Raw genomic sequence first — 12,550 nt, forward strand, 5'->3', positions numbered from 1 at the left:
CACTTGCTTCGCGCCACTTTTGGATCACGCTTCATTCAAATGGACCTTTATTCACCGCGCCGTGCATATCAATTGCCATCCAATCCAAAATTGACCCGACCCACGATTCGCGGATATCACCATCACAGTGGGGACCTCGATTGCTGGGAAGTGTCATGCCGCGTATTCTCGTGGTTGATGACGATCCGATGGTCGGCGCAACCATCGAAGTCCTCCTCCAACGTCAGGGCTTCGACGTCACGCTGACCGACGGCGGAGAAACGGGATTGGCTGCGCTCGAAACACAGGCTTTCGACGTGATGCTGGTCGACATCTTCATGCCGCACATGCGCGGCTTCGAGTCCATCCGCATCTTTCACGAGCGCGCGCCGGCCACGCCGCTGATCGCGATGTCCGGCTACGCCTTCGCCTCATCCGCCTCGCCTTCCCCCGACTTTCTCCGCATGGCGCTGGAGCTCGGCGCGACCCGCTGCCTGCGCAAGCCGTTCACCCCGGACGCGCTGCTGACCACGATCCGGGAATGCCTCGCCGGTGCCGCCGAGAGCGCACAGCCGAAGGACAAGAAAGAAGCCCCTTGATCCCAACGCAGCGCGTCATTCTCGGTGCTGGACTTGCCATCCTCCTGATCATCACCGCAGCCTCGATCGCCCTCGACTTCAAGTCGCGGTCCGATGCGGCCTGGGTCAACCACGCCGTCCAGGTGCAGAAGAAGATCTCCGACCTGCGCGTGCTGCTGCGCCGTGCCGAGGGCGCCGCGCGCGGCTACGAGCTCTATCGCAGCGCGGGTTTCAGCGATGAGTTCCAGGCAGTCCGCGCCCGGATCGCGCCGGCCCTCGCCGAGCTCAAGCGCGACGTGCGCGACCATCCGGATCAGGTCGCGCTGCTGGAGGGCACGGAGCCGCTGGCGCTGCGCCGGATCGAGATCGCCGCCGCGGCGATGCGCCTGCGCACTGAGAACGACCAGGCCGGCATTGCCGCACTTAACGGCAAGGCCGAGGGCCGCGGCCTCATGGACACGGTGATGCGCAATCTCGACCATCTGAGCGCCGAGGAAGAACGCCTGCTCACCGCGCGCTCCCAGGATTCGCGCCGCACCGGCATCGTGCTGCTCGGCATCGACGTTGCGGGCGCCGTGCTGATCCTGCTCCTTGTCGCGCTGGTGATGCGCGAGAGCCGGCGGACCACTGTCGCGCTCCAGAGCACGCTGACCGAGACCACGGCCGCCAAGGAGGCGCTCGAGGCAGCGGTGGCCGAGCGCACCGAGCATCTGGTCGCAGCCCATGACGAGCTGCGCCTGTCGGTCAACGTGCTCCAGAGCACGTTTCGCAGCATGGCGGAGGCGGTGCTGGTTATCGATGCCGAGGGCACCGTCCTGCTATCCAATCCGGCCGCCGAGCGCATGTTGTTGCATCGTGCCGGCATGAATTTGCGCAATCTGCGCGCGCTGTCCGATGTGTTTCACGGCGACGGCGTCACGCCGCTGAAGGCCGACGAGCTGCCGTCGACGCGCGTGCTGCGCGGCGAGCAGTTCGAAGAGCTGGAGATGATCGTCCGCCCGCACAGTGACAATTCTCCCCGCCATCTCATGATCAGCGGCCGGCCGATGCGGGACGGGCAAGGTAATATCTCCGGCGCTGTGCTGGTCTATCACGACGCCACCACCTCGCGCGAGACAGAGCGCCAACTCTATCAGTCGCAGAAGCTGGATGCCATCGGCAAGCTGACCGGCGGCGTCGCGCACGACTTCAACAACATGCTGACCGTGATCTCCGGCAACACGGAGACGCTGGTGGCGAGCCTGAAGGACCAGCCCGAGCTCCAGCGCACGGCGCGGCTGATCGACGATGCCGCAGAGCGCTGCGCCGATCTCATCCAGCATCTGCTGGCGTTCGCGCGCAGGCAGCCGCTGCAGCCGCGCAACGTCGAGATCAGCGCCGCGGTCGCGGATATCGCAAAGCTCCTGCGCCCCACTCTCGGGGAGCAGATCCAGATCGAGACCGTGCTGGAGCAGGGGCCGATGACGGCGCATATCGATCCGTCCCGGCTCACCAATGCCGTGCTCAACATGGCGATCAACGCTCGTGACGCCATGCCGAACGGCGGCAAGTTGCTGTTCGAGGCCCACCGGGTCGAGCTCGACGAGGCCTATGCGCAGAACAATCCGGACGTCCGGCCCGGCCCTTACGTGATGCTCGCCGTCAGCGACACCGGCACCGGCATGCCGGCCGAGGTCCAGCAGAAGGCATTCGAGCCGTTCTTCACCACCAAGGAAGTCGGCAAGGGCTCGGGCCTTGGGCTGTCCATGGTCTACGGCTTCGTCAAGCAGTCCGGCGGCCATATCAAGATCTACAGCGAAGAAGGCTACGGCACCACGATCAAGCTCTATCTGCCGCCGGGTGAAGGCACGGTTGATGTGGCCACTCCCGTCGCGCCGCAGGCCCAAGGCGGCGCCGAGACCATCTTCGTGGTCGAGGACGACACGTTGGTGCGCAACTTCGTCACCGCGCAGCTGCAGAGCCTCGGTTACAAGACGGTGGCCGCGCCCGACAGCCGCGCCGCACTGCAATTAATCGAGGCCGGCCAGCCGTTCGATCTGCTCTTCACCGACGTCGTCATTCCCGGCGGCATGAGCGGCCGCGAGCTCGCCGAGGAGGTGGCCAAGCGCCGGCCCGGCCTGAAGGTGCTCTACACCTCCGGCTATACCGACAACGCCATCGTCCACCACGGCAAGCTCGACGACGGCGTGTTGCTGCTGACGAAACCCTACCGCCGTAACCAGCTCGCGGAGATGATCCGGAAGGCGCTGGGCGGCGGGATCGCGGCAACCAAAATTAGCGCGTCGCCAGCACCACGGCGGCCAGCGTGAAGATCAGCGCGGCGATCTGGCCCGCGCCAAGCGGCTCGCCGAGCGCGATCGCCGAGGCGACGACGCCGATGACCGGCACGGCCATGGTGCCGATCGCGGCGACAGAGGCCGGCAGGCGCGCGAGCGCGGCGAACCAGCTGACATAGGCGATGCAGAACTGCACCACGGTCGAATAGACCAAGAGCCACCAGCCGAGCGGCGTCACCCGCGACAGATGCGTGGTCTCGACCAGGAGGCCGATGATCGAGATCGGCAGGCAGCCGATGCCGATCTGCCAGGCCGCCGCCGTGATCGGCGGCAGGCGGATCGGGTACTTTTTCGAGAACACCGTGCCGACGGCAAAGCCGAACGCGCCGCACAGCGCCATGATAATGCCCGGCAGCTTTTCCGCGCTGGCGGCAATGCCATTGCCGCCCATGATCGAGGCAAGACCGGCAAAGGCCATTGCCAGCCCCAGCGTGCGCAAGAGGGTCGGCCGCTCCCCCAGCACCGGCCAGGCGATGATCGAGGCCCAGACCGGCATGGTGTAGGCGATCAGCGCCGCCTCGCTCGCCGGCAGCCAGAGCAGCGCCAGACCCATCAGCACCATCCAGCCGGTGACGTTGAGCACCGCGGCGGTCAGTAAGCGCGGCCAGACCACGCCCTCGACCCGCAGGCTCTGCCGTCGCACGACCGCGAGCAGCGCCAGCAGCACCGCGCCGAGCACGCCGGTGACCCCGCGCAGCGTCAGCGGCGGCAGCTCGGCGAGCAGGAATTTCGTCACCGGCCAGTTGAAGCCCCAGCCGATCGAGGTGATCGCGAGGAACATCAGTCCGGCCGGGGCGATGCGCGGCCGCGCATCCCGGCGGGTCGAATCATGCATGGGGTTGGTCCGGCAAAATCGAAGGTCAGCTTGGCGCGGATTCGCTGCGCAAACCACCACCTCGGGGGGCATGCCTGCCCTCACCTTCCGTAGGGCTACGTGAGTCCCGCTGACGCAATCCCATCGGCCAAAAATATACCTGCCCTGTGAACAGCGGGATGAAGAGTTGCGAACAGTGCGGCATGCAAATTTTTTTGGTTGGGAATCCCTGAGGACTCACTGATACTTGGCTCCACAGCAGGCGCGGCCGAGACCCCTGTTATCCCCCACAATCCACCATATTTAGTATTTGATTCAGGAACTCGCACTAGTTCTTGACGGGCGCAGCGGAGAGTCCTAGCTTTCGGTCCGTTCGGCGCGAGTGAGTTTGCGTCCCGCCGGCACTCCCCCAAAGGGTCTCGCAAATCAACACTCCGCCCGCCAGCCAAAGGCAGCGGATGAGGGCTTGTCTGCCCTTTGATGGAGGACGTTTCGGGCGCCAGAACGGGCCGGCAACAGGCTCGCATGGCAACGGTTGAAGTGACGGCGGGGCGTTGAACGCATGTCGGGCTCATTCCCTTGGGGCGGATGGGCCTGGACATGCCGGCGGATGTGAGGTGCGCGCACCGAACAATCGCGTCGGGAGAACAAGGGCCGGGTTCACCGGCTGAACTGCGATGCCCGAGGCCGAACGGCCAAAAGGACTCGCGAAGCGAAATGTCGACGGGAACGCCTGAACGGAGGCGGTTCGGTCAAAGATTAAGGACGGGGCAAGACCATGCGGATTGAGCGGCGCCACACCACTTCGGGACAGTCACCTTATGCGGGAATCGATTTCCGGCTGACCACGTCGGAGATTCGCAATCCCGACGGCTCGGTCGTGTTCAAGCTGGAGAACGTCGAGGTGCCGACCGAATGGTCGCAGGTCGCCTCCGACGTCCTTGCCCAGAAATATTTCCGCAAGGCCGGCGTCGCCGCGCGCCTGAAGAAAGTCGAGGAAGAGTCCGTCCCCTCCTTCCTGTGGCGCTCGGTGCCCGACACCGAGGCGCTTTCTGTCCTACCTGAGAAAGAGCGCTATGTCAGCGAGCTCAGCGCAAAACAGGTGTTCGATCGCCTCGCCGGCTGCTGGACCTATTGGGGCTGGAAGGGCAAGTATTTCTCGACCGAGGAAGACGCCCATGCCTTCTTCGACGAGCTCCGCTACATGCTCGCCATGCAGATGGTCGCGCCGAACTCGCCGCAATGGTTCAACACCGGCCTGCACTGGGCCTATGGCATCGACGGGCCCGGCCAAGGCCATTATTACGTCGACCCCTTCACCGGCAAGCTGACCAAGTCCAAGTCGGCCTATGAGCACCCGCAGCCGCACGCCTGCTTCATCCAGGGCGTCGGTGACGACCTCGTCAACGAGGGCGGCATCATGGACCTCTGGGTCCGCGAGGCGCGCCTGTTCAAATACGGCTCCGGCACCGGCTCCAATTTTTCGCGCCTGCGCGGTGAGGGTGAGAAACTCTCGGGCGGCGGCCGCTCGAGCGGCCTGATGAGCTTCCTCAAGATCGGCGACCGCGCCGCCGGCGCCATCAAGAGCGGCGGCACCACGCGCCGCGCCGCCAAGATGGTCGTGGTCGACGTCGATCACCCCGACATCGAGACCTATATCGACTGGAAGGTGAAGGAGGAGCAGAAAGTCGCCGCCCTCGTCACGGGATCCAAGATCAACCAGAAGCACCTCAAGGCGGTGCTGAAGGCCTGCGTCAATTGCGAAGGCTCGGGCGACGATTGCTTCGATCCCGAGAAGAACCCTGCCCTGCGCCGCGAGATCAAGCTCGCGCGCCGCAGCCTCGTGCCTGACAATTACATCAAGCGCGTCATCCAGTTTGCCAAGCAAGGCTACAAGGACATCCAGTTCGACACCTACGACACGGACTGGGACTCGGAAGCCTACCTCACCGTCTCCGGCCAGAACTCCAACAACTCGGTCTCGCTGAAGGACGATTTTCTGCGCGCCGTCGAGACCGACGGCGACTGGAATCTGACGGCTCGCACCTCCAAGAAGGTGACGAAGACGCTGAAAGCGCGCGACCTCTGGGAGAAGATCGGCCACGCCGCCTGGGCCTCGGCCGACCCGGGCCTGCACTTCAACACCACGATGAACGACTGGCACACCTGCAAGGCGTCCGGCGACATCCGCGCGTCCAATCCGTGCTCGGAATACATGTTCCTGGACGACACGGCGTGCAACCTCGCTTCCGCCAATCTGCTGACGTTCTACAACACCACGACGAAGCATTTCGACGTCGAGGGCTACGAGCATCTCTGCCGGCTCTGGACCCTCGTGCTCGAAATCTCGGTGATGATGGCGCAGTTCCCGTCCAAAGCGATCGCCGAGCTCTCCTATGAGTTCCGCACGCTCGGCCTCGGCTACGCCAATATCGGCGGCCTCTTGATGACCATGGGCCTGTCCTATGACAGCAAGGAAGGCCGCGCGCTCTGCGGCGCCCTGACTGCGGTGATGACCGGCATCACCTACAAGACCTCGGCCGAGATCGCCTCCGAGCTCGGCACGTTCCCCGGCTACAAGAAGAACGCCGCGCACATGCTGCGCGTGATCCGCAACCACCGCCGCGCCGCGCATGGCGAGTCCTCCGGCTATGAGGCGCTCAGCGTCAACCCGGTGCCGCTCGACCACGCCTCGTGCCCGCAGCAGGACCTGGTCGCGCATGCCAAGGCGGCCTGGGATGCGGCGCTCGAGCTCGGCGAGCAGCACGGTTATCGCAACGCCCAGACCACGGTGATCGCGCCGACCGGCACGATCGGCCTCGTCATGGATTGCGACACCACCGGCATCGAGCCCGACTTCGCGCTGGTGAAATTCAAGAAGCTCGCCGGCGGCGGCTACTTCAAGATCATCAACCGCGCGGTCCCCGCAGCGCTGCGCGCGCTCGGCTATCGCGAGAGCGAGATCGCGGAGATCGAAGCCTACGCCGTCGGCCACGGCTCGCTCTCCAACGCGCCGGGCATCAACGCCTCGACCCTGAAGGCCAAGGGCTTCACCGATGAAGCCATCGCCAAGGTCGAAAAAGCCCTGCCGACCGCCTTCGACATCAAGTTCGCCTTCAACAAGTGGACCTTTGGCGAAGACTTCATCCGCGACCAGCTCGGCATCGGCGCTGAAGCCATTGCAGCCCCCGGCTTCGACCTGCTCCAGGCCGTGGGCTTCACCAAGCGCGAGATCGAGGCGGCCAACGTCCACATCTGCGGCGCGATGACGGTGGAAGGTGCCCCGCACCTCAAGGCCGAGCACTATCCGGTGTTCGACTGCGCCAATCCGTGCGGCAAGATCGGCAAGCGCTATCTCTCGGTCGAGAGCCACATCCGCATGATGGCGGCGGCGCAGCCCTTCATCTCGGGTGCGATCTCCAAGACCATCAACATGCCGAACGACGCCACGGTGGAGGACTGCAAGTCCGCCTACATGCTGTCGTGGAAGCTCGCGCTGAAGGCCAACGCGCTCTATCGCGACGGCTCCAAGCTCTCCCAGCCGCTCAACTCGCAGCTCATCAGCGACGATGAGGACGAGGACGATGCGGTCGAGCAGCTCTACGAAAAGCCGATGGCGGCGCGTGCCGCCCAGGTCTCGGAGAAGATCGTCGAGAAGCTCGTCGAGCGCATCATCGTGATGCGCGAGCGCGAGAAGATGCCGGATCGCCGCAAGGGCTACACCCAGAAGGCGGTCGTCGGCGGGCATAAAGTCTACTTGCGCACCGGCGAGTATGACGACGGCCGTCTCGGCGAGATCTTCATCGACATGCACAAGGAAGGCGCCGCGCTCCGCTCCTTCATCAACAACTTCGCCATCGCGGTGTCGCTCGGCCTGCAATACGGCGTGCCGCTCGACGAATATGTCGACGCCTTCACCTTCACCCGCTTCGAGCCGGCGGGACCCGTGCAGGGCAACGACAGCATCAAGTACGCGACCTCGATCCTCGACTACGTCTTCCGTGAGCTGGCGGTGAGCTACCTTTCTCGCTTCGACCTCGCCCACGTCGATCCCAACGAGACCGGCTTTGACGCGCTCGGCAAGGGCGTTGAGGAAGGTAAGGAGCCGGACGAGGACGGCGGCCACCACGCGACCAAGCTGGTCTCGCGCGGCCTCACCCGCTCGCGCACCGACAAGCTGGTCGTGATGCGCGGCGGCTCGACCGCGGTCTCGCAAGGCAACGACAGCGCGCCGTCAGGCGGCAGCAAGGTCACGGCGATGGCCTCGCATAGCACGAGTGCTCGTGTCGGCGATGCCCTCGAAGGCGCCGTCGCCCTGAAGCAGGAAGCCCAGCACGATCTCTCCCCCACGGAGAAGCTCGAGCAGCTTCAGTGGAGCAAGGCCAGCAGCGCCGGAACGGTCGCGGTCCCCAGCAAGGCCGAGCGCCGCGCGGAAGCCAAGGCCAAGGGCTACGAGGGCGAGATGTGCTCGGAGTGCGGCAACTTCACCCTGGTGCGGAATGGCACCTGCATGAAGTGTGATACTTGCGGAAGTACGACGGGTTGTTCGTGAACTCTTACTTGGGTTGAACATGTAAAGGCCGCTCAAACGAGCGGCCTTTATTGCAATCAAATTGACAACCTGTGCGAGCCTCAAATGGAGAAGCGTACCGATACTCGTGGATGGCCTTTAAAACTGATCGGCACCCTCGAACAGCCAACGTCTGAGATTTCGACCCCCGGTCACCATTATCGGAATTGCTCTCTTCATTTTGCTTGTTGTTGTTGGCTTTCTAGCGATCGGATGGCTGCTGGCAGATCTGCTGAGCGGAGATCAAAAGCGAGCTGCTGATGCTGCTAAGGCTGCCCTTCCCGTCTTAGCAGGCGCAGTGGGTCTCCCACTCATCGTGTGGCGCTTGCTGATTCTCGTCAACAAACAAGAATCAGTGAAGCCAAGACTGATATCGACAGAGAGACTCATTACACATCGATTTTTTCTCGAGCCATCGAACAACTTGGTCAGACAAGAGAACTGAAACCTACCATTGAAAGTGAGGAATTCGGACAGGGAGATCCGTGACATCGACCTGCAGGACGTTATTGACTTCTATCCAGACGATCTAAGGGGACTTAAAGCAAATCAGCGGTCGGTTCATCCCAAGATGCGGATCGGCCGCCGACTTGGCCTCCGCTCGATCTTCTCGGTCGAGATATCGACGACGAGATCACCTTTTAATGTTTAGTGAGCAGCAGCAGGCGGCGGTGGATTACGCCTTCGGCTAATCTATACGACGGGCTCGCTCCGAGCGATCAAGCCTCAGTCTCCGAAAATCCCCGTCTATCTCATCATCCACACCACCGCCGCCGCCATCTTCCTGCTGCCCTCGACGCTGAGATGACGCCCGTCGGGACCGACGCTGCCCGGTTCCGCCGGACTGACATGTAGGTGTTACCGCAATCCAACATCGTCTCCGTGACCCGCCGCCAAAATTTCTTTTGCTGTCGAGCCCTCACCTCCTAAACTTCTAACCTCACCGGCATGGGTTCGGACGGGCCCGGTAGATGTGGAGTCAAGTATGCCCAAACCGGAAAGCTTCCCGATCGAGAAGATCTTCGTTCCCACGAAGCAGAAGAAAGCACTCAAGCCCGAGATCGTCGGGGAGATCGCGGAAAGTATCCTGGACATCGGACAACAGACCCCGATCTCCGTTCGGCTCGATGGAGATCGCCTCGTCCTTGTCGAGGGACTGCATCGGCTCGAAGCCTGCAAGGCGCTCGGAGAGACGACCATTCTCGGCGTGGTCGTCACAGTGGAGCTTGCTGAGCACAAGCCGCTGCGCGCCGAGCGACCCGAAATCGAGGCAGAGCGTATCAAGATGGCGCGATTGAAACAGTTGCGCCTGGAGAAAGAAGCCGCGGAGGCATCGACGGCTACCTTGAAGAGCGCTGGCGCAACGGAAGCGCCGCGCAGCCGCCCAACGAAAGGCGACCGCGACAATTCGAGGGCATCGCAGGGCCGGACTGCGAAAGCGAAACCCAAGACATTGTCGGACTGGATCACGCAACAAAAGGGCAGCGGCGGCCGCTATTGATGGCCAGGTTTCAGCGGGATTGAACCAAACGCCCCATCATAAATCGATCAGTTCGTCGTCCTACGGGAGAGATAGCCGCAAGCCGCGGCTATCTCTCCTTGCATTACCGCGATCCTCTCACGCCGCTTTCGCCTGCTCCGGCGACGCCGTCTCCATCGCGCGCATGTAGAGATCGAGCAGGCTTTCGCGCTCATCGCGCTCGTTCTTGTCTTCCTTGCGCAGCTTGATGATCTCCTTGAGGATTTTCACGTCGAAGCCCTCGCCCTTGGCTTCCGCGAAGACTTCCTTCTTCTGTTCGCTCAACTCCTGCATTTCGCTGTCGAGGTTCTCGATCCGCTCGACGAAGGAACGGATCTTGCCGCCGGGAATGGTGATGTCGGACATGGTGCCTCTTTGCTGACTGGGATCGTGAAAATGCCCGCAAAGAAATGACCAATGTGTTAACCTCGTCGCCCGCCCATTGCCTGCTGAAAAACGCCGAGGGAGCCGTTGCATGCCCGAGCTTCGCTTCGATGACGGTGCCGCCTATGAGCAGGTGATGGGAGTCTGGAGCCGTTCGGTCGGCGAGGTCTTTCTCGACTGGCTTGAGCCGGCACAAGGGCTGCGCTGGATCGATGTCGGTTGCGGCAATGGCGCCTTCACCGAGCTCATTCTTGCACGCTGCGCACCCAGCGACGTGCAGGGCATCGATCCCTCCGAGGGACAGCTCGCCTTTGCCCGCAGGCGTCCCGGCGCGCGCGGGGCCGTGTTTCAAACCGGCGATGCCATGGCACTGCCCTTTGAGGCGGCAAGTTTCGATGCCGCGGTGATGGCATTGGTTCTCGTGTTCGTGCGGACCCCCTCGCAAGGTGTCGCGGAATTGGCGCGCATCGTTCGTCCCGGCGGCCTCGTTGCGACCTACATGTGGGACATGCTGGGCGGCGGATTTCCGCTCGATCCGATCCTCGATGAGATGTACGCGATGGGGCTGTCGCCGACGCGTCCGCCGCATATGGAAGTGTCCACTCTTGCAGCGCTTCAGAGCCTTTGGAGCGCGGCCGGGCTGCAGCAGATCGAGACCCGCGAGATCGCCGTGCAGCGGACGTTTGCCGATTTCGACGAGTTCTGGAATGTGGAGACGAAGGCCCCCTCCACCGCACCCGTGATCGCGGTCATGCCGGCGGCCGACGTCGCCGCACTCATGCAGCGCGTGAGGGCGCGCCTGCCCACTGATGCGGACGGCCGCATCACCTGCAGCGCCCGCGCGCACGCGATCAGCGGACGTAAGCCGCGCTGAACATGTGGGGAAGCAGGAATTCCTGTGACAACCCGCAGGAATCGCGGTGACAGTGCACTAAATTCGTCCGCCATCGCCGCCCTGCCGAATCTGCGGCTCGATTCACGCTTGGTCGGTGTCAATTAAGTGCACTGTCACCGTAATTCATGCGCCGGAGACGCTAGCGGCCTCGCTCCGCCCGGCTCCCGAGCCCGCCATAATTTTTCCTTTGCACACGCGTTGTGTTGGACAGCGGCGAGACCTATCCTTCCAGTGATCGGACCGCCTCCCATTGACGCCCGACCGGATGGAGAGCGCATCGGTGCCTGAAACGAGCGACCCCAACCCTGATACCCACAAGCCTGATGCCGACAAGCCTGACACCGCCAAGCCGGACGAGGCGCGCGCCGACGGCGGGCTGGCGCGAGCCTATGACCGGATCAAGAGCGCAGAGGAAGACCTTGCGCGGCTGGACCGGCTGGTTTCCGGAATGGAACGCAACAGCGAAGGCCAGCGGGCCTCGCACGCCAGGGCCGGTGCGACGGCAGCCGCAACTTCCGAAAGCAAGGCGCTCGCGCCTGATGCCAAGGTTCGCGATCACGGCTTGAAGGGAGACCGGACCATGGTGCGCGCTTTGGTCGGCCTGGTGCTGGCAATCGGCCTTCTCGGTGCCGCCTTCGCGTCGCAATATCGCGATGAGGCCAAATCGATCAGCACGTCGATCATGGCACGATGGGTTCCGTCGGCCGCGAGCAAGCCCCCGCCCGCGGTGGAAACTCCGGCGCAGCCGCCGGCAGTGCAACTGGCTGCTGCGGATGAGTCGAGCCCGCTGCCCGCGCCGCCGACAGCTAAGGAAACGGAAAGCGCCCCAAAGCCTGGCGCCACAGCGCCTGACCCGTCATCGTCTGATCTTGCGCAATCGCTCAAGGCCATCACGAGCGAGCTTGCGAGCATCAACGGGAAGCTTGAACAACTGAAAAGCCGCAACGAGCAGACCCAGCGTGAGCAGGCCGACACCATTCAACAGCTCAAGGCGGCGCAGGAGAAGGATGCCGCGGACAATGCGCGCCTCGCCGCGCAGGTCCAGGCGCTGCAAACGCAACTCACCGCTTCGTCCGCGTCTGCAGCCGCGAAGCCCGTCGTGCGAAGCGTGACGAACAACGATGCGGCTGCGCATGCCCGGCCGCACGTATCAGCGGCCGAACCCCGACGGCCCAGACCGCCGCGAGGCCCCTGGATGCCTCCGCCGCCCTACATGGTCGAACCTTACGGCTATCCGGATTGGTGAGCCCGCAGGGCGGGCTTTTTTCCCGAAGGCGCGATTGGATTTGAAGGTCCAGAACACCTTGTATGACACGCTGTGCCGGCGATCGTCGTCCTCGATCGCGATGCCGGAGTACCTGTGCTGCGCTTCATGATCCGGTAGCTTCGACCGTGGATGTCAGAGAGGATGCGATTCCGAATCCGTTGACGGTCTCCGCCTTGCTGATGTTGACGCCATGGAGCCGCGAGCGAAA

8 protein-coding genes are annotated in these 12,550 nt (G+C 63.5%); 6 read left to right on the forward strand and 2 right to left on the reverse strand.

Features of this window, described 5'->3' with window-relative positions; translation table 11 throughout:
• Positions 1-155: 155 nt before the first annotated feature.
• Together IVA92_RS30445 and IVA92_RS30450 are read left to right on the forward strand one after the other, a co-directional pair.
• A complete protein-coding gene (locus tag IVA92_RS30445; protein ID WP_247277257.1) occupies positions 156-578 on the forward strand; it encodes a response regulator in 423 nt (140 codons plus the stop codon).
• A complete protein-coding gene (locus IVA92_RS30450; RefSeq protein WP_247277258.1) occupies positions 575-2,866 on the forward strand; it encodes a CHASE3 domain-containing protein in 2,292 nt (763 codons plus the stop codon). Before IVA92_RS30445 ends, IVA92_RS30450 begins: the two co-directional genes overlap by 4 nt.
• Here IVA92_RS30450 and IVA92_RS30455 read toward each other — a convergent pair.
• Positions 2,832-3,728, reverse strand: coding sequence for a DMT family transporter (locus IVA92_RS30455; protein ID WP_247277259.1), 897 nt, complete (start codon positions 3,726-3,728; stop codon positions 2,832-2,834). The two genes, IVA92_RS30450 and IVA92_RS30455, sit on opposite strands and share 35 nt — an antisense overlap.
• Before the next feature lie 757 nt (positions 3,729-4,485).
• Here IVA92_RS30455 and IVA92_RS30460 point away from each other — a divergent pair.
• Both IVA92_RS30460 and IVA92_RS30465 read left to right on the forward strand, forming a co-directional pair.
• Positions 4,486-8,259, forward strand: a complete 3,774-nt coding sequence (locus IVA92_RS30460; RefSeq protein WP_247277260.1) for a vitamin B12-dependent ribonucleotide reductase — start codon at positions 4,486-4,488, stop codon at positions 8,257-8,259.
• 1,003 nt (positions 8,260-9,262) lie between these two features.
• Positions 9,263-9,778, forward strand: coding sequence for a ParB N-terminal domain-containing protein (locus IVA92_RS30465; RefSeq protein ID WP_247277261.1), 516 nt, complete (start codon positions 9,263-9,265; stop codon positions 9,776-9,778).
• A 117-nt stretch (positions 9,779-9,895) separates the two neighbouring features.
• Here the strand turns inward: IVA92_RS30465 and IVA92_RS30470 are convergent, their stop codons facing one another.
• Positions 9,896-10,162, reverse strand: coding sequence for a DUF2312 domain-containing protein (locus IVA92_RS30470; protein WP_025575662.1), 267 nt, complete (start codon positions 10,160-10,162; stop codon positions 9,896-9,898).
• 109 nt (positions 10,163-10,271) lie between these two features.
• Between IVA92_RS30470 and IVA92_RS30475 the strand changes: the two genes are divergently transcribed.
• Both IVA92_RS30475 and IVA92_RS30480 read left to right on the forward strand, forming a co-directional pair.
• Positions 10,272-11,054 carry a class I SAM-dependent methyltransferase gene (locus tag IVA92_RS30475; protein ID WP_247277262.1) on the forward strand — a complete coding sequence of 261 codons (783 nt, stop codon included), beginning with the start codon at positions 10,272-10,274 and terminating at the stop codon, positions 11,052-11,054.
• A 286-nt stretch (positions 11,055-11,340) separates the two neighbouring features.
• Entirely contained in the window at positions 11,341-12,321 is a 981-nt protein-coding gene (locus tag IVA92_RS30480) for a hypothetical protein (protein ID WP_247277314.1), read from the forward strand.
• Positions 12,322-12,550: the final 229 nt, after the last annotated feature.

Origin of the sequence: Bradyrhizobium sp. 154 (assembly GCF_023073875.1) — a bacterium.
Classification (GTDB): Bacteria; Pseudomonadota; Alphaproteobacteria; order Rhizobiales; family Xanthobacteraceae; genus Bradyrhizobium.

What these genes read in the sequence shown, in the direction of transcription:
- IVA92_RS30445 (WP_247277257.1), top strand. Translation starts at nt 156, where the DNA reads ATGCCGCGTATTCTCGTGGTTGATGACGATCCGATGGTCGGCGCAACC.
- IVA92_RS30455 (WP_247277259.1), bottom strand. Translation starts at nt 3,728, where the DNA reads ATGCATGATTCGACCCGCCGGGATGCGCGGCCGCGCATCGCCCCGGCC.
- IVA92_RS30460 (WP_247277260.1), top strand. Translation starts at nt 4,486, where the DNA reads ATGCGGATTGAGCGGCGCCACACCACTTCGGGACAGTCACCTTATGCG.
- IVA92_RS30465 (WP_247277261.1), top strand. Translation starts at nt 9,263, where the DNA reads ATGCCCAAACCGGAAAGCTTCCCGATCGAGAAGATCTTCGTTCCCACG.
- IVA92_RS30470 (WP_025575662.1), bottom strand. Translation starts at nt 10,162, where the DNA reads ATGTCCGACATCACCATTCCCGGCGGCAAGATCCGTTCCTTCGTCGAG.
- IVA92_RS30475 (WP_247277262.1), top strand. Translation starts at nt 10,272, where the DNA reads ATGCCCGAGCTTCGCTTCGATGACGGTGCCGCCTATGAGCAGGTGATG.
- IVA92_RS30480 (WP_247277314.1), top strand. Translation starts at nt 11,341, where the DNA reads ATGGAGAGCGCATCGGTGCCTGAAACGAGCGACCCCAACCCTGATACC.